Source organism: Streptomyces torulosus (assembly GCF_001419765.1).
In the GTDB taxonomy this organism is placed as follows: domain Bacteria; phylum Actinomycetota; class Actinomycetes; order Streptomycetales; family Streptomycetaceae; genus Streptomyces; species Streptomyces torulosus.
The window spans coordinates 1-22,047 of the sequence record NZ_LIRK01000296.1; the positions used below are offsets into that span (position 1 = coordinate 1).

The window sequence follows — 22,047 nt, forward strand, 5'->3', positions numbered from 1 at the left end:
CGGGCGGCTCAGGCGGCCGGGCACCCGGGGGCGGCACCGTGGTGAACGCCGAAGTCCGGCAGCTCACTTCCGACGCACTTGGGGTGCCCATGTACACAACGGCCCGTCGTCTGTTGCTCACCGGGGTCGCCACCCTCGCGCTCGCGACCCTCACCGCCTGCGGTGACCAGCCGCCCGACCCCGTCCCGGACGACGGCCTGTGTGTCGCCTGGGAGGCCGCCACGTGCGGCATGCCGGCGCCCGGGCCGTCGGAGGAATCCACCCTGCCGGATCCGGTCGTGTCCGACGACCCCACCATCGAGCCGTGGGAATCCACGGACCCGTACGTCCCGGACGGTACCGGCGAGGTCGTCGAGGAGTCGGACTGTGCCTACTGGGGCGAGATCGGCTGCGGCGACGACTTGACCATCACCGTTCCGCCGCCCGACCTGCGGCCGTGGTCCTGAACCACGGGACGCCACCGGCGTGACGGGCAGGAGACACGGTGCGGACCTCACCCGCGCCGGCCGCTCGTCGACCCTGCAACCACCGGTTCGTCATCGTCAGCAGCCCGGTGAAGACGACGAGGAAGAGGACGGACAGCCACATGGGCCGGCTTCCGGGTTGCATCCATCCCTCCCAGGCGGCCAGTGCCGCCCACCCGGAGGCCGCCACCGCGTAGAAGGCGCGGATGCGGCGCAGTTGACGTACGACCCGCTGGGGCATGGGGTGATCGCTCTCGGATGCCATGCCGGCCCGTGTACCCCCGACGGCCCCCGATTCACCGCCGCTGCACCGGTTTCCGGCGGCGCGTCCGCCCGAGGCCGCGTGACGACGTCGCCGTGTGTCCCGCACACGCCACGACGGCCTGCGCCGGTTCTCCGAGTTGCGCCGGCCCCCGTGTTGCACCGGCCCCCGTGTCCGCTTCGACCCCACCGCGTGCGGAGCACCCCGCTCCGCTCTCCGACCAGCATGGAAGAGGCCCGAGCGGGCAGACGGTGTCCCCCGAGACGTTGGAGGATGCCATGGCCATGACCGAGCAGCCGGCCGACCCGGCGGGCCAGGAGACCGCCCGCCGCGCGTCCGGCGACCAGCGCGGCCCGGCGCCCGGTGGCGAGGCGCCGGAAGCGGCGCACGAGAGAGTCAACCGGCGCTGGAACGAGATCCTTCAGGAGACACGGGTCACCCAGACCGGGGTGCAGATCCTCTTCGGGTTTCTGCTCAGCGTGGCCTTCACCGCGTCCTTCAAGGAGTTGGAGGCGCTGGACCGCGGTATCTACGTCACCACCGTGGTGCTCGGCGCGGCGGCGACCGGAGCGCTGATAGCGCCCGTCTCCATGCACCGTTTCCTGTCGGGTCAGCGTATGAAGGACGACCTGGTGGAGACGGCCGGGCGGCTGATGATGTGCGGCATGGTCCTGCTGGCGCTGACCATCGGCTGCACGCTGCTGCTGATCCTGCGTTTCGTGGTCCCGGGGGTCCTCGCCGAGGTGCTCGTCGGCGGGGTCATGCTGTGGTTCGGCCTGTGCTGGTACGTGCTCCCGCTGGGTCTGCGCCGCCGCGCCGCCCGGCGCTCCCGTGCCCGCGACGACGCGTAGCCCCTCCGCCGCCGGGCCGCCGGCGGTCGGCGGAATCTCGGGCCTACGGCTTCGGCGGGAGCGGGAACAGCAGGCAGCTGCTGGTGGCGTGGGCGAGGAGGCGGTCCTGGTCGTCGATCAGTTTCGCCTCGGCGAGCGCGGTCTGGCGGCCGCCGTTGAGGACCGTACCGATGGCGCGGACCCGGCCGGTGTCCACCGTGATGCGCCGCAGGAACTTCACGTTCAGGTCGAGGGAGGTGTATGCCATGCCCGCGGGAAGCGTGGACTGCACGGCGCAGCCCGCCGCCGAGTCGAGCAGGGTGGCGAAGACACCGCCGTGCACACTGCCGATCGGGTTGTAGTGCTCCTCGCCCGGAAGCAGCGAGAACACCGCCCGGCCGAACTCCACCTCTTCGAGCGCCATGTCCAGCGTGGCCGAGATGGGCGGGGCCGGCAGCCGGCCGGCTCCCAGGTCGCGCAGGAAGTCCAGGCCGGAGACGCGGCCCACGGCAGCGGCCGTCAACTCGGGGTCCTCCCACTCGTACGTACGCGTCCGCCCCACAGCCCCTGCCTCCCGCTTCACCCTGCCCAGCTGACTTCGTAGATCGAAGTTAGCCGTCGCGTCTTCTGACTGTCAATGTCGAAGCCAGAGTCCCTACCATGACCGCATGGAGTGGCTTGAGGTGAGTACGGAGGACTGCCCCGTACAACGCACGCTCGATGTGGTCGGCGAGAAGTGGAGCCTGCTGATCCTGCGGGACGCGGTCAACGGCGTACGCCGGTTCGACGACTTCCGCCGCCACATGGGGGTGTCCGAGGCCGTCCTGAGCGACCGGCTCCGGAAGCTGACGGCGGCCGGCATCCTGACGACCGTCCCCTACCGGGAGCCCGGCAGCCGCGCCCGCAACGAGTACCGGCTCACCCCCAAGGGGTGGGATCTGTGGCCGGTCCTGATCGCGCTGCGCCAGTGGGGCCAGACGCACGCCGCCGCCCCGGGGGGTCCCGTGCTCGACGTCCGGCACGCCGACTGCGGGGCCCCGGTCCGCGTGGTGGTGGAATGCGCGACCGAGCACACCGAGCTGACCCCGAGGGACGTCACGGCTCGGCCGGGAGCGGGGGCCCGCCGACGGAACAGCGAGGACTGAACGGGGGGGCGGAACACTTCGCCACGGCAGACCGGCACCCCGCCAGTCTCCGGCCGATTCCGGTGCGTGAAGCGGTGTCGGCCGGGCATCCGCTTGTTCGGGCTCGCCCGGTATCCCTTGACGTTCTGGGCGTCATGGGCCAGTAGGAGGTGTGGCATGCTCTACGACCCGGTCTCGGCTCCCCCGGCGTCCGTCGGCGCTCCCGACGCCGCCGCGCGCAAGCAGCGTCTGCGCAGGCGCCTTGAGCGGCTGATCGGCGTGGCCGCCACCGAAGGCAATGCCCTCGTGCCGCTGCGCAACGGTGACGAGATCTTCCCCGCGATGCTCGGGGCGATCCGCTCGGCCCGGCACACCATCGACATGATGACGTTCGTGTACTGGCGGGGTCAGATCGCCCGTGACTTCGCCGCCGCCCTGGCCGAACGGGCCCGTGCGGGTGTGCGGGTGCGGCTGCTGCTCGACGGCTTCGGCGCCAAGGAGATCGAGGGGCGGCTGCTGGACCTCATGACCGACGCGGGCGTGCAGGTGGCCTGGTTCCGCAAGCCGGTGTGGCTGTCGCCGTTCAAGCAGAACCACCGCTGCCACCGAAAGGCTCTCGTCGTCGACGAGCACATGGCCTTCACCGGCGGCGTCGGCATAGCGGAGGAGTGGTGCGGCGACGCCCGCACGCCCTCCGAGTGGCGGGACACCCACGTCCAGGTCCGCGGTCCGGCCGTGGACGGGATCGCCGCCGCCTTCGCGCAGAACTGGGCCGAGTGCCACGACGAACTCTTCGACCACCGCGACCGCTTCACCGAACACCCGCAGGTGGGCTCGTCCGTGGTGCAGGTCGTGCGGGGCTCCGCGAGCATCGGCTGGCAGGACATGCAGACCCTCATCCGGGTCATGCTCACCTCCGCCGAGGAACGCTTCCGGCTGGCCACCGCCTACTTCGCCCCCGACACCTACTTCATCGACCTGCTCAGCGACACCGCGCGCCGGGGAGTCCGCGTCGAGATCCTGCTGCCCGGCCCGCACACCGACCAGCGCGCCTGTCAGCTCGCCGGTCAGCACCACTACACCCGGCTGCTCCAGGCCGGTGTGCGTATCCGCCAGTTCCAGCCGACGATGATGCACGCCAAGATCATCACGGTGGACTCGGTCGCCGCGCTCATCGGGTCCACCAACTTCAACCGGCGCTCCATGGACCACGACGAGGAGGTCATGCTCGCCGTCCTGGACGAGGAGTTCACGGCCGCGCTCGACCGCGACTACGACGCGGACCTCGAGAACAGCGTGGACATCGACCTCGCCCGATGGAGACGCCGAGCGTGGCTCCAACGCGCCAAGGAAGCGGCGGTCACCCCGATCCGCCGCTTCCTGTGAACCACCGGCCCGGGGGCCGGGTGTACGAGGTGCTAGAAGTGCCGCAGGCGCATCAGGAACTGGCAGCCACCGGAACGGTTGTCGGCGTCGATCTTCACCGTGACGGGAGTCCCGGCGAAGGCCGAGCGGTGCTGGCCCGCGGGCAGGGCGTCCGGGCACTGGCCGGCGTCACCGTCGGGGAAGAACTGGACGTCGAGGACGATGTTGCCGGTCACGGTGAAGGTGAGGTCGCACCAGCCCGGCCGGCCGTCGGTGTCGACCCGGACGGCCTGCCCGAACACCGGGATCGGCAGGATCGGAACGGCGTTGTTGCCCTGCTGGTTCCCGCACTGACCGGCGTCACCGCCGGCGCTGGGCCGGAGCGAGTAGCTGATGGAGGCCCCCGCGAGGGCCCTGTCCGGGTCGTAGACGCCGAACGCGAGCTGGCAGCCGCCGGAACGGCCGTCGGTGTCGAAGCGGATGGCCTGCGTCCAGTCCGGCGAGGCGGCCCACTGCTCGCCGGTCCTCCCGCCGCACTGGCCCGCGTCGCCGTCCGCGTTGAACTGGATGCCGAGTTGCGGAGCGACACCGCGCGGGGCGGCTTCCGTCGCGTACGCCGCCGTACCGGACAGACCGGCACCCATGAACGCGGCTGCGGCCAGAACGCCGGCCAGTGATCTCCGACGTCCGGCCATCCGTAAGCCCCTCATACGAGCGTCTCCTCGAAGTTCGTGGGCGCGACGGACGAGCCCGCCGCGCCGCTGTCGTGTACCGACCGGCCGGCAGGCCCGGCCGGTCCAGACCGCAGTATTGATCGCTGACGTCCTGGCCGTATCGCCATGAACACGCCAATCTTTGATCCCTGAACGAGACGGGTCCGGCGGTCGCGGATCGAAGCGGCCCGCCGCACCCCTTCGCGTCACACGGCGGGTTTCAAGGCCGAACGAGGGGTCGAGGGGCGCGCGCCCGGAGGGGCTCGGCGCATGCGGGGGGCCACGGGCCGGTCGATCAGGAGATGTTGTCGGCCAATATGGCGTCCTCCGGCAACGACACAGCAAGCACTCTCATCCCGTGGACGGCGGCCGCACCCCGGTCGCGCGCCGGGGCGCGATACGTACGGGCGGACGGCTCCGCCGTTTCGTGTCGCAACGGCCCCGCTCCGCACTCGTCGAGGAACGAGGCGGGCCGACCCCCTCCTGATGCACGACCGCAACGCGTCGAGCCGGTCACGCCCGAGGGCGACCGAGCGGCAGGAGCGACACAAGCGGAACGACGAACACCGCATCCCACGGCTCAGCAGGCGTCGAATTCCGGCCCCTTGAGCACCACCCAGAGGGCGTCCGGGCCCTTGTTCGGGCTCCGCGAGGATGATTAGGCTCCTGCTCGCTTTCGCACTTCCTGCACATATTCCACGCATCACGACCGATGTCGGCGAATCTCCCCTTGCATTGGCATGCGCATGTCGCATGCGGTGCGCGGGTGGGCTGCGCGGCGCAGCAAGGGGGGTGAAGGACCATCGACGCGTTCCGCACAGGCCGTCCCGCCGACGGCGAGTCGCCGGTTCCGGTCGCCGAGCCCTCCGCGGTCGAAGCCGTGCCGGACGTGGTGCCCGAGGCCGTGCCCGACATGGTGCCCGAGGCCGCACCCGGTTCTGTTCGCGGTGCCGCCGGGCGTACGCGCGGGCGGCGCGACCTGGCCGTGTTCTGGTGCGTCAACGCCGTCGACGGGCTGGGCAGTCAGGCCTCGGGGCTGGTGTTCCCCCTGCTGCTCCTGGATCTCGGGCACGGGCCCGGAGTGGTCGGCGTGTTCGCCAGCACCGCCGCCCTGGCCGGTGTGGCGCTCGGCCCCCTGGTCGCCCTGCCGGCGGACCGGGGACACCGGCGCCGCATCATGACCGGGGCGGCCGTGCTCGCGGCGGTGGCGATGGCCGGGCTGGCCCTGGCGTGTCTGCGGCACCCGCCGGTGTGGGTCCTGCTGGTCCTGGCGTTCACGGAGCGCCTGTGCGCGACGGCGTACGAGACGGCCTCGCGCGGTGCCCTGGCCCTGCTGGCGCCACCGGACGACATGCCGCGCGCCATGGCGAACCTGCAGGCGGGCGACCAGGCCGCGCTGGTGGCCGGACCGGCGTTGGGCGGCGTCCTGTTCGGAGTCGGCCGCTCCCTTCCGTTCGTGGTCGACGCGGTCTCGTACGCGGCGGCGGCACTCGGAGTGCTCGCCATCCGGACGCCGCTGAACGCGCCGGACGCCGAGACGGCACCAACGGCGAAGGATGCCGGAACGGCCGTAGGGGGCACGCCCACCGACAGCGCCGGGTCGCGGCGGTCGGCGTACTCGGGGACCTTGCGGGCCGGGCTGACGGTGGTGATGCGCTCCCCCGTGCTGCGGCTGGTGCTGTGGTGGACGTCCGTCGCGAGCGGCGGACTGACCCTGCTGTTCTACACGGCGGTGCTGGTGCTGGGCCCGGCCGCGGGCGGTGCCGCGACGGGCGGGGTGCTGGCCGTGTCCGGCGCGGCCGGTCTCGTCGGCTCGCTGCTGGCGGCTCGTGTGGTGCGGCGGCTCGGGGCCCGGCGGTCGCTGACGGCGGCCACCTGGCTGCTGCTGCCCCCGTGTGTCGCGCTGAGCGTGGCCGGGGGGCCGTGGCTGTGGGGGGTGTGCTTCGGCGTCATCTGCCTGGTGCTGCCCGTGATCACCGTGATCCTGGGCACGGCGGCCGTCCTCGCCGTACCGCACGGGTTGCAGTCGCGGACCGGGGCCGTGTTCGGGGCGGCCACCGCGGTGACGGCCGCCGGAGCGCCCGCCGTCGCTGCCCTCCTGGTGAGCTGGGGCGGATCGCGACTCCCCGCCGCGGCCTGCGCCGTGGTCCTGGCGCTGCTCGCGCTCCGTACCCAGCGAATGGCACCGGCGGTGCTGCGTTCCCTCGTGTCCTCGGGTGCGGGCGGGGCTTCCGCCTCGGTCGGCACGCCTCCGGAGCGTGGCGCATGACCAGCCCTTACCAGGTGTTCGTGACCGCGCTTCCCGACGTGTGCCCCACCGCCCCGCACCGCATGGTGTTCACCGCCGACGCCGACGGGCGCTGCGAGGTGTTCACCTGGGACGGCGCCGCGGGGCGGGCCCGGCAGGTCACCGACAGCCCCGGCGGCACGTTCCACCGGGCGATCGACGCCGACGGTCATGTGTGGTGGTTCGAGGAGGACCCGGCGGGGCGGGGCCGCTGGTGGTTCCAGCACTTCGACGGCGGCCCCCGGCTGCCGGGGCTGCCCGGCGCACCGCTCGGACAGCCGCGCGGGCTGGCCGTGACCGCGGACGGTGTGACAGCGGCGGCGTTCCGTCAGGGACGGGAGACCGCGGTGCTCGTCGGCCGCCGGGGCTGTGTCCCCCGGGAGGTGGTGCGCACAGGCCGGGCCTGCCGGCTGGGCGGGATCAGCGCGGACGGCACCCTGATCGCGCTGGCGTCTTCGGCCGACGACACCGATGCCGTCACCGTCCACAGACTTGACGGGCGGCTCGTCGCCGAGCTGCCCGGCGCCGGCCGTCCGGGAGGCCGGCTGTGGTGCCAGGGCTTCTCCCCCCGCCCCGGACACACCGAACTCCTGCTGGTGCGGGACCTCGGCGACCGCTACGCCCCCGCCACCTGGGCGCCGGACAGCGGACTGCGCACCCACTCGTGGTGCACCTTCGACACGGAGATCACCGCCCGCTGGTGTCCCGAGTCGCGGACGGTGCTGGTGCGGCAGGACCGGCACGGCCGCTCGCTGCTGCACCGCGTCGATCTGGACGCCCGGCGGCGGACCGTCGTACCGACGCCCGTGGGCAGCCTGCTGGACGCGGCGCCCCGGTCCGGTGGGGCCGTCGACTGTCTGTGGACCGACACCGCGCACCCACCGGTCCTGCACAGGACACCTGGGACGGTGGACCCGTCGCCGTCCGCCGACGCCGGGCCGCTCCTGCTGCCTCCCGCGGGCCCGGCGACCGTGGTTCCCGGCCGCCACACCGACCGGTGGACTCCCGTCGGTCCGGGCCGCGTGCACAGTCTGCTGAGCCTTCCGCAGGCGGAGGGCGACGCACCGCCCCCGGCCGTGTTCCTCGTCCACGGCGGGCCCGCCGACCACGGCCGCGACGCCTACGACGCGACCGTGCACTCACTGGTGGCCTCGGGGTACGCGGTGGTCCGCGTCAACTACCGCGGCTCCACCGGCTACGGGCCCCACTGGCGGCGGGACTTCACCGCCGGGGTCGGCCACACCCAGGTGGAGGACCTGACCGCCGTCCGCGCCGACCTCGTCTCGGCCGGCCTGGTCGCCGGGGACGCGTGCGCGCTGTGGGGGGTCTCGTGGGGCGCGTACCTCGTGCTGCTCGCCCTCGGTACGCGTCCAGGGCTGTGGCAGGCGGGCGTCGCCGTCAAACCGGTCGCCGACTGGGTCGCCGCGCACCGGGCCACCACACCGGCGTTGCGCGCTCTGGACGTCAAGCTGTTCGGGGGCGGCCCGGACGAGGTACCGGAACGGTACGCGGCCAGCTCACCGATCACGTACGCGGCGAAGGTCTCGGCGCCCCTGCTCGTGGTCGGCGCCACCCATGACGACAAGTGCCCGCCGGGCCAGATCCGCACCTACCTCGACGCCCTGGCCGCCGCGGACGTCCCCCACGACGCCCTGTGGCTCGACACCGGGCACGACGGCTACGACGGCGCCGCGCACGTCGCCGTCCTGCGGCGTGCCCTGCGCTTCCTGCGCGACCGGCTTCCCGACCCGGCGCACCGCGCCATCGGACGTCCCCCCGCACCGACGGGAGGACTCCGGTCCCGCTGAGCCACCAGCGGGACCGGACGCACAGCACCACTTCACCACACCGAGGAGGAACCGTGCAGAAGGACATCATCCACAACGACCCGCTCGCGGGCGACGAGGAGAACCGCAAGCCGGGCATCGGCATCACCATCACCATCCCGTTCCGCAACGCGGACGAGGGCGGCGACGAGGAGTGATCCTCGCCCGGCCGGCCCCGAGAACCAGGGGCCGGCCGGGTCCGCCACCGGCCCTTCTCCTGCCCCGTCGTCCCCCGAGGAGCCGACTGTGCGTGTCCTCCTGCTCAACATGCCCTGGTCCCCCATCGACCTGCCGTCCCTGGCCCTGGGCATCCTCAAGCGCAGTGTCGACGAACGCGTTCCGGGCGCGACGTGCGAGGTGCTGCACGCCAACCTGGAGTTCACCGACTGGATCACCGAGCGCACCGAGTTCGCCGCCGAGGACTACGAGTACTTCGCGCTGTCCTCGTACTTCCTCGGCTGCGGCGACTGGGTGTTCTCCAGCGCCCTGTACGACGACCCGACGTGGAAGACGGCCGAGTTCACCGATGTGATGACCGGCAAGCTGCGCGCTTCTCGGATGCGTATGAGCAAGCAACTGCACGAGATCGTGCCGGAGTTCGTGGAGGAGATCGCCCGCCGCGTGGCCGACCTCGCGCCCGACGTCGTGGGCCTCACGTCCACCTTCCAGCAGAACACGGCGGCCCTGGCCGCGGCCCGGCACATCAAACGGCTGTCCCCCGGCATCGTCACGGTCATGGGCGGCGCCAACTGCGACGCCGAACAGGGCGCCGCCGTCCACCGCAACTTCCCCTTCGTCGACTTCGTGGTGCGCGGCGAGGGCGAGGAGGCGTTCCCCCGGCTGCTCCAGGCCCTGCACCAGGCGCCGGACGCCCCCTCCAGCGCGCTCGCGGACATCCCGGGGCTGTGCCACCGCGCCGACGGGGCCTCCGTCGCCAACCCGATGCCGACCGGCCCGATGCCTCCCTCGGCGATCCTTCCCCCCGACTACAGCGGCTACTTCGAACGCCTCGCCGCGTCCGTCGCCCGCAACTGGGTGGAGCCGAAGCTCGTGGTCGAAGGGGCCCGCGGCTGCTGGTGGGGCGAGAAGCACCACTGCACGTTCTGCGGTCTGAACGGCTCGTTCATGCAGTTCCGCAGCAAGAGCCCGGACACCTTCTACCAGGAGATCATGGATCTGGCGGAGCGCCACCGGGTCCTCGACATGTACGTCGTCGACAACATCCTGGACATGCGGTACCTGTCCACCGTGCTGCCCCGGATCATCGACAGCGGCTACGACCTGCGCATGCACATCGAGATCAAGGCCAACATGCGCCGCCCGCAGCTCCAGGTCCTCGCCGACGCCGGGCTCATCTACGTCCAGCCCGGCATCGAGAGCCTCAACAGCCGGGTCCTCGACCTCATGGACAAGGGCGTCAGCGGCTGCCAGAACGTGCGGATGCTCCGGGACGCGGCCGAGACGGGACTGTCCGTGTCCTGGAACTACCTGCACGGCTTCCCGGGCGAGACCGCGGAGGACTACGAGCCGGTCATCCGGCAGCTGCCCGCGCTCGAACACCTCAACCCACCGGTCGACCTGTCCGCCCGGATCGCGATCGAACGGTTCAGCCCCTACTTCAACCGGCCCGAACTGGGCTTCACCGGTCTGCGGCCGGAGGAGCACTACCTGTTCACCTACGACCTGCCGGAAGAGGAGCTGCACGATCTCGCCTATGTCTTCCAGGCGCCCGAGCGCGGCATCGGCTCGGCCACCGTGAACCGGCTCAACGACGCCATCGGCGCGTGGAAGAAGCACCACACGGACGCCCGGCTCACGCACACCGATCTGGGCGACGAGATCGTCCTCGTCAGTCGGCGGCACTCCTTCGACTGGCGGACCCTGCGGCTGACCGACCCGTTCGCCGTCGCCGCCTTCCGTCTCCTGGACCAGCCGCACTCCCCCAAGGCCCTGCACCGGAAGCTCACCGCCGACCCGGCGTTCGGCGACCGCACCGCGCGGGACGTGCAGGACCTGCTGGCGGAGTGGACCGCGAAGGGCGTGGCCTTCACCGACGCGGGCCAGTACGTCCACATCGCGCCCGCCTCGGTCAACCAGGACCTGCTGCGCCTCGACTACATGCGCCACGTGCACACCAGGGCGGCCACCGAACCCGACGAGGAACTCACGACCACGGCTTCCAGCGCCCCCGCCCCCGCACTGCCCTGACCGCACGCTCCTGCCCGCCCTCCCCTCAATCGGCCACGGACACCGACAAGGACCGAGCATGCCCGCAAGCGCACCGACACCGACATCCCCACCGGCCCCGACACCGACCGTGCACGCATGGCGGGATCACGACACGCTGGCCCGTTCACTGCCGGGCATGTCCCTGGGCCGAGTTCCTCTCGCGGCCGCTCCCGACGACGCCGCGCACCTGTGGTCCCTCGGCGCGCGGCTCGTCGAACTCGACGCCCCCGTGGACCTGTCCGTGCCCGGGGCGGACGCCGCACGCGCCGCGATCGACCGGCTGAGCCTCGTCCGCGATCTCACGGCCCGTGCCGTCCAGGTCGACTGGGATCTGATCCTCCCGCAGGAGGGCGCGGACCACCTGTGGAAGGTCCTCTCCCATCTGCAGCCGCCCCGCACGCTCGCCGGGCCCACCGACACCGACAGCGCGCTGCACGCCTGGCGGACCCGCCACTACCTCTGCAAGCTGGTGTGGCGACAGGGACCGGGCTTTCTGCAGATCCGCGACCGGCGTTGGGGGGATCTGCGGCGGTTCACCGCCGACGAGCCACGCTACGCGGAGGCCGTCAGCGGGCTCGACCGGGGTCTGCACCACGCGGACGTCCCCGCGGACATCCTGGACGAGTTCGTCTCCGAGCACCTCGTCCTGCGGGTCGACGCGCTCGTGTGGTGGCTTCCGTACCGGGTCTCGCGCTGGCTCCAGGAGGCGATGGCCGTCTGAGCGCGGTACCGGTGGGGGCGGTGGTGGCTCATTGTCGCCGTAGACGGGTGGTTCGGGGCCGTGCCATCGTCGAACGGCGCCCTGAGCTGGGCAGATCGTCTGACGTGAGGAGACAGTCGGTGACAGCGACCAGGGGGCGGATCATGCGCCGTGGCACCAGGGCGGCGGCGTTGTGGGTGACCGTGGTCGTCACGGCGGCCGTGCTGGCGCCGAGCGCGTCCGCGGCCGGCGGTCCGTCGTCGCCGAGCGCGCACTCCGCCGTGGCCGCGGGCGCGCCGGCCGATCCGACGCCCGAGGAGCAGGAACGCCTCCGGGAGGTGGCCGGGGCGATCTGGACGCCGGAACTCGCGGCCGGCTGGAACATGAACACCGACGTGGCGAACGTCCTGTCCACGGCCACGGGAGAGATCCTGCGATGCTCCGAGGCGTTCGCCCTGGTGCCCCGCCCGCCCGGTTTCGTGCCCGGGGTCGGGTACCTCCTCAGCTACTGGCAGAACATCCGCGACTACTTCCGGGCCGTCAGGACCAGCCGCACGTACCGCGCCTGCGTCGTCACCGCCGCCGCCAACTACCGCACGCCCATCGAGCTGGCCTCCATGGGCATCTGACCCGCGTTCTCGCCCCGCGCCTCCTGGTCATCCGGCGGCCCCGGACTCATCACGCCCGTCCGGGGGCGCCTCGGGCGGTGTTCCGTAGTGGGCGGTGATCGCGGCGGCGCGGTCGCGGAGTGAGTCGCGCAACCACTGCGGGGCCAGGGCTTCGGCGTGCCGCCCGAGGCGCCACAGGGCCCATTCGGCGTGCTGCGCGTCCTGGAACGTGACCCGCAGCCGCACTCGACCGTCCCCGTCGGGTTCGTCGGCCTCATCGGGTGCATCGGGTGCATCGGATTGGCCGAGTTCATCGAGTTTGTCAGGTGCGTCGGCGACGACGGTCAGCGCGGTGCCCGCCAGCTGCTCCCGCCGCGCCGGGTCCAGCCGCAGCACCACGGTGACCTGGTCGCCGCCGGAGCGGAACCGGGTGCTGCGCTCCTGCCAGATCCGATCCAGGTCGACCCGGTCGGGGCGCTGCGCCGGCTGGTCGAGTTCCCGCGCGGCGAGGACGCGCGACAGCCGGTAGGTGCGGTCCGCGCCGGAGCGCGTGGCCAGCAGATAGCCCTGGCCGCGCACCGTGACCAGTCCGATCGGGTCCACCGTGCGCCACGTCGGCGCCCGGTCCACGGCCGCGTACCGGATACGCAGCCGGTGTCCGGCGAACACCGCTCGCCGGATCTCGGCCACGACGGTGTCGGGCACCTCCTCGGCGGTGAGCCTGCGCGCCAGCAGATCGGTCTCCGGTTCGACGAGCAGACGCTGAGCCGCGCCGGCGGCCGTGGCCCGCTGGCTCTCCGGCAGCGCGTCCACGACCTTGCGCATCGCCGAGGCGAGTGCCGGACCGAGCCCGAACGCCTGCGCACCCCGCCGTGATCCCGCGACGAGCAGCGCGAGCGCCTCGTCGTGGCTCAGCCCGGTCAACTCGGTCCGGAAACCGGGCAGCAGCGCGAACCCGCCGTGCCGGCCGCGCTCCGCGTACACCGGGACGCCGGCCGCGGACAGCGCCTCGATGTCCCGCAGCACCGTGCGCGGGGACACCTCCAACTCCCGGGCCAGCGCGGTCGCGGACAGCCGGCCGTGCTGCCGCAGCAGGAGCACCAGGGACACCAACCGGTCGGCGCGCATACGGAGAAGCTACCCGGAATACATGACACAGGGTGTCACGTATCCGTTGAGAGGCTCCTCCGCATGACACACGGAGAAGCCCTGAGACACGGAGAAGCCGCGACACACCATGAGGCCGCGACGGAGCCGAACGACCTGGGGAGGTACTTCATCGAGCGTGCCAACGCCGGCGACGTCGACGGACTGGTGGCGCTGTACGAGCCGGACGCCGTGCTGGCCTTTCCGCCGGGCAGCCTCGCCACCGGACACGCCCGGATCCGCGAGGTGTACGAGCGGTTCGTCGCGGCCGCGCCCGTCCTCGAGCCGGGCCGGCAGCACCCGCCCCTGATCACCGGCGATCTGGCGCTGACGGCCTGCACGCTGACCAACGGTGAGATCACCGTGGAGATCGCCCGCCGTCAGCCCGACGGATCCTGGCTGTGGGTGGCCGATCAGCCCGCGATCACCTCCTGACCGTGTCCCGGCGAAGGGTGCCGCGCGGGGAACGCGGTCACTCCGGGCCGTTCCCTTCGCCGGGGAGTCGGCGGTGGCTTGCGGGTGGAGCGGCGGGGGATCAGGACCGGCTGGACGATCCGGTTGCGGTTCACCCCTCCGCGGGCATTGATGAGGGAGATCAGCAGGTCGACCGCTTCGACGCCCACCCGGTCCGGGCACAGGCTGAGGGCGGTGATCGACGGGTTCGTCGTCGCGTAGTCCGGGTCCTCGCTGACGCAGGCCACCAGCAGGTCCCGGGGCACCCGCAGGCCGCGGTGCCGGGCGGCGGCGAGGATGTTGTGGCCGGAGTCGGAGTAGACGCCGATGACCGCGTCGGGGCGGGGATCACGGTCGAGGAGTCGGCCGACCGCCTCCCGTTCGGCCGTGAAGTAGTCGGGCAGCACGGCGTACTCCTCGACGAGGGCGGGCATGTCGTGCTCGGCGCACCAGGAGGTGTAGGCCCGTCCGATCAGTTGTGAGTACGCGTCGTCGTGTATCGGCTGGGAGAGGGCGATGCGCCGGGCGCCGGACTCGGCGAGATGGCCGAGCAGGAGGCTCATGGCCGCGTCGTGGTCGGTGTCCACCCACGCGTCGTTCCAGTGCGGCCGGAGCGGCCGGCCGTCGGTGACCATCGGGATGCCGCGCTCCCGCAGCAGGGAACGCACCGGGTCGTCGGTGCGGGGTTCGACGTGGATAACGCCGTCCATCGGCATGTTGAGCCACATCCACGGCGACAGGGAGTTCGGCATCACCATGAGCATGTAGCCGCGCTCGTGCGCCGCCGCCATCGCGCTCAGCGTCAACTGCGCGTAGTAGGGGATCTCGGTGTACGAGACGGGCAGGTCGCCGTAGGTGGTGGTGGTCAGGCCGAGCACTCCCGTGCTGCCGCGGGCCACGGCGCGGGCCGTGCTGGCCTGGGCGTGGCCGAGTTCGCGTGCCGCGGTGAGCACGCGCTGCCTGGTCGCCTCCGACAGCCGTCCGGTGCCGTTCAGGGCGTTGGACACCGTGGCCGTGGACACCCCGGCCCGTTCGGCCACGGCACCGAGTGTGGGACGCTGCCAGACCCGCGAGATCGTCATCTCTTACCTCAACAGCCCTGCACGGCTTGTGGTTAAGACATTAATCACTCAGCGTACCGGCGACGGCGGCCGGGTCGGCCGCCGGGTGAGCTGGGGGCGCGCACCGGCCACGTAAAGCTTTCGATTACGTCAAGTTCCGGATTGTGCCGGGATCACGGCTGTATCAGGTTAGAACGCTCGGGGCTCCACGGTTTCGCCGGGCGCCGGGCACGAGTACCTCACATGAGCAAAAGGGGAAGCGGTGGAGGCGACGATTTCACGGGTGCGGCAGGGCACCATACCTCCGGTCATAGCGGCGCGCTGGGCGCTGTGGACGTTCGTCATCGTCAACGTGGCGATCGTCGAGATCTTGTTCCTCACCGCCACGACCGGCAAGAACGGGGTGCTCACGGTCGCCAAGTTCTTCGGTCTGCACGCCGCCGTGCTGATGCTGTTCCAACTGCTGCTGGTGGCCCGGCTGCCGTGGCTCGACCGGCGTATCGGCATGGACCGGCTGACGGTGTGGCACCGCTGGGTCGGCTTCACCCTGCTGTGGACCCTCCTCACGCACGCCGTGCTGGTGGTGCTGGGCTACGCGCGGCTCGACAGTGCGTCGATGACGAAGACGTTCTTCGCGCTGGCCGGGGTGCCGGCGTCGCTGCTCGGGATGCTGGCCGCGGCGATCGTCGTCGTGATCGCCGCGGTCTCCGCCCGGCAGGTGCGGCGGCGGCTGCGGTATGAGACGTGGCACGGCCTGCACCTGCTGCTGTACGTGGCGTTGGGGCTGGCGTTCGTGCACCAGCTGCAGGAGACGACGACGTTCAGCTCCTCCGCGTTCGCGACGGTCTACTGGTGGGCGCTGTGGCTGTTCGCGTTCGGCGCGCTGGTGACGGGGCGGATCGTGATGCCGGTGTGGCGCAACGCCTATCACCGCTTCGAGGTCGCTGCCGTGGTGCCGGAGTCGGACTCCGTGGTGTCGGTGCACGTCACCGGACGCCACCTCGACAAACTGCCCGCCCGGGCCGGTCAGTTCTGCATCTGGCGGTTCCCCGGACACAACCACTGGTGGCTGGCCAACCCGTTCTCCCTGTCGGCGGCGCCCGACGGCCGTACCCTGCGGCTGACCGCCAAGGCGGTCGGCAGCGCCAGCGCCGGACTGCGGCACGTCCCGGTCGGGAGCCGCGCGTTCGTCGAGGGACCGTACGGGGCGTTCACGTCGTTGCACCGGACGCGGCCCGGCGCGCTGCTGATCGCGGGCGGGGTGGGGATCACTCCGGTGCGCGCCCTGCTGGAGGAGGAGGCGGCCGACGACGTCGTCGTCCTCTACCGGGTGCGCAGCGAGGAGGACGCCGTGCTGGGCGACGAGGTACGGACGCTGGTGGGTGACCTCGGTGGGCGGCTGCACCTGCTCACCGGCCGCACCGGGGAGGGCGCCCCGCCGTTCGACCCGGAGAACCTGCGGGCGCTGGTTCCCGACGTGGTCGAACGCGATGTGTACGTGTGCGGTCCGCCGGCGATGACGACGGCCGTGCTCACCTCGCTGCGCGCGCTGAAGGTGCCCCCGCGGCAGGTGCACGCCGAACGGTTCGGGCTGGCCTGACGGGGTCAGTGAAGAGTGAACGGAGCGCCGTGGCGGCCGAGGAGGCGGGCCGCGGCGCTCCGTCGTGTGTCACTTGAGGGCGACACTTCGGGCGGGTTCCGGTCGCGGCTGGTGCTGTTCGTTCCAGAGGCCGGCGAGTTCGCCGAGGGCGCTGCTGAGGCGGCCGAGTTCCCACAGGAGGTAGAGGCCGGCCCCGGCGAAGGGAAGCCATGTGCCCCAGTGGAAGACGAGTACCGGCATGTACAGCAGGCCGACCAGGACGAGGACCTTGAGGACGATCTCGGCCAGGTACGTCTGCCTGCGTACGACGGTGACGTGCTCTTCGCGGCCGTGGGCCCACTGCAGGCGTGATCTCATGGCTGCCTCCTCGGGCGCGTCCTGGCGACTGTCAGCACGGTAACCGGCGCCAGAGAGGGTCACAAGCGCTTGCCCGGCTCAACTGCCCCTCCGGACAGGGCAGTCGACCCGAACGGGCCGCTGCTGATCACCGATCGGCGGTGGCGGTGGGCCGGCTGCGGTTAGAGTCCGGGCAGCACGCGTCGAAGGGGAGAGCCATGGCCAAGGTCAACGTCAGTCTGGATGCCGAACTGGTGGTGGAGGTGATGGTCCTGGCCGGGGTGGGATCGCCCCAGGACGCCGTGGAGCTGGTCGTGCGGGACTACATCGCCCGCGGTCATCGCACGGAGGCGCGGGTCGAGCGGACCGACCAGAACCTGCGCGAGGTCGAGGTGCGACCGCAGGACCCGCAGGGCTGATCACGTCCCGGAGTCCGCCGCCCGGGTCGGCCACTGGTCGCCGCAGGGGCGTAAGGAACACGTGGGGCCCCGCACCTGGTGTGCGGGGCCCTCCGGGTGGGTGGGTCAGGGGCAGCTGAGGCGGGTGTCGCCCGGGTCCGTGGTGCAGGTGTCCGTGTTGGGGCCGCCGTTGGCGGTGTCGTTGCCGGCGACCTCGTCGACGGTGTTGAGGTTGTCGGTGCCGTAGTTGCCGATCAGGTTGTCGTTGCCGGGGCCCCCGTTGAGGGTGTCGTTGCCGAGGCCGCCGTCGAGGCGGTCGTTGCCGTAGCCGCCGTGGACGGTGTCGTTGTCCGAGCTCGCGTTGACGGTGTCGTCGCCGCCGAGGGCACAGATCACATCGTTGCCTGAGGTGCCGGTGATGGTGTCGTTGCCGCTGGTGCCGATGCGGGTGCAGCCGCGGGCGTTGTCGACGGTGGTGGTCGCCGTCGCGGTGTTGTTGCCGGACGCGGGGTCGGTCTGGGTGGCGGTGACCGTGGCGCGGTCGGTGAGGGTGCCGGTGGCGCGGGGTTCGGCGGCGACCGTCACGGTGACGCCGGCGCCCGGGGCGAGGGTGCCGAGGGAACAGGTCGCGCCGACCGCGGTGGTGGTGCAGGTGCCCTGGCCGGCGGTCGCCGAGACGACCGAGACGGTGACGCCGCTGAGCGTGTCGGACAGGGACACGTTGGTGGCGGAGGTCGTGGTGCTGGTGTTGGTCACCCGCACGCTGTAGGTGGCCCGGTCACCGATGCTGACCGTGGCCGGGCCGGACTTGGTGACCGACAGGTCCACACCGGTGGGTGGCGGGGCGCTGCCGCCCCCTTCGAAGCGGGCCAGGGCGAAGTCGCTGTTCGGGCCGCCCCAGCCGGCGGCGACGATCTTCCCGTCCGGCTGGAGGGCGAGACCCTGGGCGGCGTCGGCGCCGCCGAAGTCCGCGGTCGCCACTCCCCCGGTGCCGAAGCCGCTGTCCTGGCTGCCGTCGGGGTTGTAGCGCAGGACCGCGAAGTCGCCGCCGGGCCCGTTGCTGCCGGCGACGACAATGCGGCCGTCGCCCGGCTGGAGCGCCAGACCGGAGGCTCCGCCGCCGCCGGAGGTGAGGACCCTTCCGTCGCCGTCGAAGCCCGTGTCCAGGGCGCCGCCCGGTTGGTAGCGGGCCAGGGCGAAGCGGCCGCCGCTCCCGCCGGCGGCGACGATCTTCCCGTCGGGCTGGACCGCGAGGCCATGGACGGACTCGTAGTCGCCGAAGTCGGTGCGCTCGATGCCGTCGCCGCTGAAGGCGGTGTCCAGGGTGCCGCTCGCGGTGTAGCGCAGGACGACGAAGTCGAAGCGGGTCGTCCCGACCTGGCCGCCGACGAGGATCTTGCCGTCGGGCTGGAGCGCCAGGGCGCTGCCGTCGCCGCCCTCGTCGAGGTTGGGTGCCGGGTCGGTGGTCACGGAGCCGTCGCCGCCGCCGAAGGCCGTGTCCGGGGAGCCGTCGGCGTTGTAGCGGGCCAGCGCGACCCGGCCGCCGCTGGTACCGGCGACGACGATGCGGCCGTCGGGTTGCACGGCCACGTCGCGGGCCTCGTCCGGGCCGCCGAAGTCGGTGAAGACCCTGCCGTCGCCGTCACCGAAGGACGCGTCGAGGGTGCCGTCGGTGTTGTAGCGGGCGACCGTGAACCAGCAGCAGTTCTCCCATCCCCGCCAGCTGCTGCCCACCACGACGATCCTGCCGTCGGGTTGCAGTGCGACGGCCTGGGCCTCGCTCCACTGAAGGTCCGGGTCCATGTTGTTGACGGGGGTGGTCACGAGGCCGTCGTCGCCGAAGGTGGGGTCGGGGGTGCCGTCGGCGTTGTGGCGGGTCAGCGCGAAGCGGCCCTCGGTCAGCGAGTAGTCGGCGGACGAACCGACGGAGACGATCTTCCCGTCGGCCTGTACGGCCACGTCGTGGGCGCGATCGTCGTCGGCGAAGCCGGTGACTGCCTTCCCGTCGCCGCTGAAGGTGGGATCCAGGTCGCCGGGCGCCGCGGCCGCGGTGCCGGGGAGGGCCAGGACGAGTGCCAGGACGGTCGCCGTGACGGCCCCGGCTCTCACCGACAGGGACCGGCGCCGGCGTTCGCCGTGTCGCCGCCCCGTCGGACGCAGTTGAGGTGTCAGCATGTGCGACAGCCTTCCGCCGGTCGCACACAGTGACGGCCGCCACGGGAGGCGTTGCGCTCACCGGGCGCAGGAATCCATCCCCGCGGGTGAGGACGGGGCGGCATGGCTCCGGGGCCGGTCATGGGGGCTGTCGCACCCGGTGGGGTGTGCCCGTCACAGGTCGATGTCGATGCGCTCCACGTCGGTGAACCGCACGGCGAGGCCGTGCGCGCGGGTGTCCCCGGCGCGGAAGTACGTCTCGGCCAGGCCGTCGGCGGTGATGCGCTGGAGCTGCTGCTCGGTGGCGCCCTGGTCCCGGGCCGTGAACAGGCGGGCCGCCCAGTGCGGGGGAAGCGCCTGGGTGATGTCGCGGATCCGGGCGTCGTCGGTGGTGCCCGGCGCGGCGGCGAAGCCGAAGCGGGCGCGGGTGGACAGGACCAGGCCGTCGGTGGAGGCCGCCTTCTGCTTGGCGCGGGCCCGCACCTGCGGCTGCCAGCGCTTCCTGACCTCGCGCTCCAGCCGGTCGGCGAGGTCCTTGCGGGGGCGTTTGAGCTTTCCGGCGACGTACCGCTCGACCGTGCGCTGCGACACCCCGAGCAGTTCGGCGACGGCCTTGGTGCCCTTCAGCTGCCTGACGAGGTACCGCATCCGTGTCTGGGCCGACTTGGGGACGGGGCGGGTGAAGGCCGCCTCCAGGGCACGGTCCAGGCCGTCCCCGACCGACTCCGGCATGGCCTACTCCCCTTCCTCGGCGGTGTCGTTCTTGATGAGGTTGGCGACGTTGAACACGCCGCCGTGTTCCTCGAACAGCGCCTCCGCCCACAGCACGGTCCGGGTGCCCTGGTGCTTGACCATGCCCGGTGAGATCCCCAGCCGGAACGTGCCGGGTACGGGTTTGCCGTCGGCGGTGTACGGGAGGAAGTCGAGCGGACCGGGTCCGGTGGAGGGGTAGACGACGGCGTCGGTGCCGATCGCCACGGGGTAGAGGTCGGCCGCCGCCGCGGTCTTCATGAGCTTGCGGTGGATGCCGATGCGGACGTTCGCGAGGACGGCGGCCCGGATGTCGGGGCGCCAGGTCTCCCGGGCGAGCGCGGGCCACGGCTCGTAGAACGGCACCTGGCCGCGGCTGCGCTGGCGCAGTTTGCCGATGCCGCCCTTCGCGGTGGACTTGATCGCGTTCACCAGCAGCGCCATCGTCGGGTCGACGTCCCGTGCGGCGGCCATCGCCTCCAGGAACTCCCGGCCTCCCAGGGCGGTGGTGACGCCGAGGTCGGCCATCGTCGTCACGTACGCGTCACGCAGCCGCTTGTACCAGGGGTCGAGGTAACGGCCGGTGCGGTGGCGGACGTACGCCTCGACGGGCGCCACGTCGAAACCCAGCTCGACCGCGTAGGCCACGGTCGGTGTCGCGTACCAGGCGGGGCCGGTCGGGCGGTCGCCCTTCGGGGTGAACGGTGAGGGAAGCCGGTCGGCGTCGACGGTGCGGCCGTCGATCCGTACGCGGGAGAGGTCGACATGGGAGAGGTCGACCAGCCACGAGCCGGGCAGGGAGGCGTCGAACCTCGGGCCGCCGGTGAGGTGGGTGGGGCCGTCGAGGCCGACGGTGAGGCCGTTGGCGGCCGCCGCGAACGCCATGTTGACGTCGACGGCGACCAGGTACGGCCGCATGCACTCGTCATCGGTCAGCGGCCTGCACCAGTCGTACGGCTCCTCCATCAGCATCTCGGCCGGTGTCCGCAGGTGGTGGCGGGCGTGGACGCCCTTGAGGACCGGGTGCTCGTCGGGGACCTCGCACGGCACCACGTCGTACACCTGTGTGAGGGCGTCCGCGTTGAACGCCTTGTGCCACTCGCCGGTCGTCTCGTCGCGTTCGGCGCGGGTCGGCGGGCGCAGTGCAGTCATCAGCTCCAGTCCGGTGACCGCCGTGGTGCCCCGTGGTGTCATCACGCGCTCCGCGTACGCGCCGAGGTAGCGGGCGAGGTCCGCGGGGTGCATGTCCGGCAGTAGGGGGGCGTCCTTCCTGTCCCATTCGCGGGCGTCCAGGGCGTGCCAGGCGGGGACGCACAGCTGTACGCAGTTGCGCCGCGCCCCGTCCGCCGGGCGGTAGATCCGCGCCCACNNTGTCCTTGAGCCGGCCGGCTCGGCGCTCCTCCTCCGACAGGGCGGCGGGCAGGCCGTACCGCTCCAGCGCCGCCGGGGTGAGGACGAGGAGGGGGTCGGCGTCCCTGCCGTTGCGATGCAGCCGGGCCTGGCCGAGCCTCGCCTCGGTCAGCGTCCATTCGACCAGTGCGGGCAGCGACTTCGCGGGCACGTCCAGGACGAGGCCGCCCACGCAGTACGCCAGCGTCTGACCGTCCTCGCAGTCGACGACGGCCAGCGGACCGTTCTCGAAGCGCGGGTCGACGGCCGGCTGGTGGGGGGCGGTGGATTTCGTCGCCTTCTTGGCCGCGGGTCCGCGCGACGAGGACGACGGCCGGGCGCCGCGGGCCGT

Annotated in this window: 22 protein-coding genes and 1 pseudogene; 13 read left to right on the forward strand and 10 right to left on the reverse strand. The window is 72.2% G+C overall.

Annotated elements, in window-relative coordinates; all coding sequences use genetic code 11:
- A partial coding sequence (locus tag AOK23_RS20960; protein WP_055714229.1) for a hypothetical protein occupies nt 1-446 on the forward strand: 446 nt, incomplete at its 5' end.
- Here AOK23_RS20960 and AOK23_RS20965 read toward each other — a convergent pair.
- Nucleotides 409-729: a hypothetical protein gene (locus AOK23_RS20965; RefSeq protein WP_055714230.1), complete on the reverse strand. Its 321-nt coding sequence runs from the start codon at nt 727-729 to the stop codon at nt 409-411. The two genes, AOK23_RS20960 and AOK23_RS20965, sit on opposite strands and share 38 nt — an antisense overlap.
- A gap of 275 nt (nt 730-1,004) precedes the next feature.
- Between AOK23_RS20965 and AOK23_RS20970 the strand changes: the two genes are divergently transcribed.
- Nucleotides 1,005-1,577, forward strand: a complete 573-nt coding sequence (locus AOK23_RS20970) for a DUF6328 family protein (RefSeq protein ID WP_055714231.1) — start codon at nt 1,005-1,007, stop codon at nt 1,575-1,577.
- 43 nt (nt 1,578-1,620) lie between these two features.
- Here AOK23_RS20970 and AOK23_RS20975 read toward each other — a convergent pair whose 3' ends face one another.
- Complete coding sequence (locus AOK23_RS20975) at nt 1,621-2,118, reverse strand: PaaI family thioesterase (RefSeq protein ID WP_055714232.1); 498 nt, start codon at nt 2,116-2,118, stop codon at nt 1,621-1,623.
- Between the two features lie 106 nt (nt 2,119-2,224).
- On the opposite strand from AOK23_RS20975, the gene AOK23_RS20980 reads away from it, so the two are divergent.
- Both AOK23_RS20980 and AOK23_RS20985 read left to right on the forward strand, forming a co-directional pair.
- Nucleotides 2,225-2,701 carry a winged helix-turn-helix transcriptional regulator gene (locus AOK23_RS20980; protein ID WP_055714233.1) on the forward strand — a complete coding sequence of 159 codons (477 nt, stop codon included), beginning with the start codon at nt 2,225-2,227 and terminating at the stop codon, nt 2,699-2,701.
- Nucleotides 2,702-2,857: 156 nt separating this feature from the next.
- The gene (locus AOK23_RS20985) at nt 2,858-4,066 is read left to right on the forward strand and encodes a phospholipase D-like domain-containing protein (RefSeq protein ID WP_079049592.1); all 1,209 of its coding nucleotides are present in this window, start codon (nt 2,858-2,860) and stop codon (nt 4,064-4,066) included.
- A gap of 32 nt (nt 4,067-4,098) precedes the next feature.
- On the opposite strand, the gene AOK23_RS20990 is transcribed toward AOK23_RS20985, so the two are convergent.
- The gene (locus AOK23_RS20990; RefSeq protein WP_055714234.1) at nt 4,099-4,755 is read right to left on the reverse strand and encodes a hypothetical protein; all 657 of its coding nucleotides are present in this window, start codon (nt 4,753-4,755) and stop codon (nt 4,099-4,101) included.
- 883 nt (nt 4,756-5,638) lie between these two features.
- Between AOK23_RS20990 and AOK23_RS20995 the strand changes: the two genes are divergently transcribed.
- The 6 genes from AOK23_RS20995 to AOK23_RS21015 all read left to right on the forward strand — a co-directional run bounded on the left by AOK23_RS20995 (nt 5,639) and on the right by AOK23_RS21015 (nt 12,429).
- Entirely contained in the window at nt 5,639-7,027 is a 1,389-nt protein-coding gene (locus AOK23_RS20995) for an MFS transporter (RefSeq protein WP_055714235.1), read from the forward strand.
- On the forward strand, nt 7,024-8,853 hold the full coding sequence (locus tag AOK23_RS21000) for a S9 family peptidase (protein WP_063791371.1): 1,830 nt from the start codon (nt 7,024-7,026) through the stop codon (nt 8,851-8,853). The genes AOK23_RS20995 and AOK23_RS21000 overlap by 4 nt, the downstream gene beginning before the upstream one ends.
- Before the next feature lie 53 nt (nt 8,854-8,906).
- Entirely contained in the window at nt 8,907-9,029 is a 123-nt protein-coding gene (locus AOK23_RS51450; protein WP_257234620.1) for a hypothetical protein, read from the forward strand.
- Nucleotides 9,030-9,117: 88 nt separating this feature from the next.
- Nucleotides 9,118-11,079, forward strand: coding sequence for a RiPP maturation radical SAM C-methyltransferase (locus AOK23_RS21005; protein WP_055714236.1), 1,962 nt, complete (start codon nt 9,118-9,120; stop codon nt 11,077-11,079).
- Between the two features lie 157 nt (nt 11,080-11,236).
- Nucleotides 11,237-11,821: a DUF5825 family protein gene (locus AOK23_RS21010; RefSeq protein WP_240496477.1), complete on the forward strand. Its 585-nt coding sequence runs from the start codon at nt 11,237-11,239 to the stop codon at nt 11,819-11,821.
- A 119-nt stretch (nt 11,822-11,940) separates the two neighbouring features.
- The gene (locus AOK23_RS21015) at nt 11,941-12,429 is read left to right on the forward strand and encodes a hypothetical protein (RefSeq protein WP_240496478.1); all 489 of its coding nucleotides are present in this window, start codon (nt 11,941-11,943) and stop codon (nt 12,427-12,429) included.
- A gap of 27 nt (nt 12,430-12,456) precedes the next feature.
- On the opposite strand, the gene AOK23_RS21020 is transcribed toward AOK23_RS21015, so the two are convergent.
- Nucleotides 12,457-13,536: a helix-turn-helix transcriptional regulator gene (locus tag AOK23_RS21020; protein WP_055714239.1), complete on the reverse strand. Its 1,080-nt coding sequence runs from the start codon at nt 13,534-13,536 to the stop codon at nt 12,457-12,459.
- A gap of 63 nt (nt 13,537-13,599) precedes the next feature.
- Here AOK23_RS21020 and AOK23_RS21025 point away from each other — a divergent pair, with 63 nt between their 5' ends.
- Entirely contained in the window at nt 13,600-13,989 is a 390-nt protein-coding gene (locus AOK23_RS21025) for a YybH family protein (RefSeq protein WP_055714240.1), read from the forward strand.
- On the opposite strand, the gene AOK23_RS21030 is transcribed toward AOK23_RS21025, so the two are convergent.
- Nucleotides 13,968-15,089, reverse strand: coding sequence for a LacI family DNA-binding transcriptional regulator (locus AOK23_RS21030; RefSeq protein WP_079049593.1), 1,122 nt, complete (start codon nt 15,087-15,089; stop codon nt 13,968-13,970). The genes AOK23_RS21025 and AOK23_RS21030 overlap by 22 nt on opposite strands.
- Before the next feature lie 262 nt (nt 15,090-15,351).
- Here AOK23_RS21030 and AOK23_RS21035 point away from each other — a divergent pair, with 262 nt between their 5' ends.
- On the forward strand, nt 15,352-16,668 hold the full coding sequence (locus AOK23_RS21035) for a ferredoxin reductase family protein (RefSeq protein ID WP_055714241.1): 1,317 nt from the start codon (nt 15,352-15,354) through the stop codon (nt 16,666-16,668).
- Nucleotides 16,669-16,737: 69 nt separating this feature from the next.
- On the opposite strand, the gene AOK23_RS21040 is transcribed toward AOK23_RS21035, so the two are convergent.
- On the reverse strand, nt 16,738-17,025 hold the full coding sequence (locus tag AOK23_RS21040) for a hypothetical protein (protein ID WP_055714242.1): 288 nt from the start codon (nt 17,023-17,025) through the stop codon (nt 16,738-16,740).
- 197 nt (nt 17,026-17,222) lie between these two features.
- On the opposite strand from AOK23_RS21040, the gene AOK23_RS21045 reads away from it, so the two are divergent.
- A complete protein-coding gene (locus tag AOK23_RS21045) occupies nt 17,223-17,423 on the forward strand; it encodes a type II toxin-antitoxin system VapB family antitoxin (protein ID WP_055516534.1) in 201 nt (66 codons plus the stop codon).
- Between the two features lie 105 nt (nt 17,424-17,528).
- Here the strand turns inward: AOK23_RS21045 and AOK23_RS21050 are convergent, their stop codons facing one another.
- The 4 genes and pseudogenes from AOK23_RS21050 to AOK23_RS50020 form a co-directional block, all read right to left on the reverse strand.
- Nucleotides 17,529-19,577 carry a DUF11 domain-containing protein gene (locus tag AOK23_RS21050; protein ID WP_055714243.1) on the reverse strand — a complete coding sequence of 683 codons (2,049 nt, stop codon included), beginning with the start codon at nt 19,575-19,577 and terminating at the stop codon, nt 17,529-17,531.
- Nucleotides 19,578-19,730: 153 nt separating this feature from the next.
- Nucleotides 19,731-20,288 (reverse strand): telomere-protecting terminal protein Tpg, encoded by a 558-nt coding sequence (gene tpg / locus AOK23_RS21055; protein WP_055714244.1) that lies wholly within the window; start codon nt 20,286-20,288, stop codon nt 19,731-19,733.
- Between the two features lie 3 nt (nt 20,289-20,291).
- Nucleotides 20,292-21,675, reverse strand: a 1,384-nt coding sequence (gene tap, locus AOK23_RS50015; protein ID WP_420823726.1) for a telomere-associated protein Tap, incomplete at its 5' end; no start/stop codon positions are given.
- Nucleotides 21,676-21,677: 2 nt separating this feature from the next.
- Nucleotides 21,678-22,047, reverse strand: a pseudogene (locus AOK23_RS50020) (telomere-associated protein Tap); the annotation flags it as partial.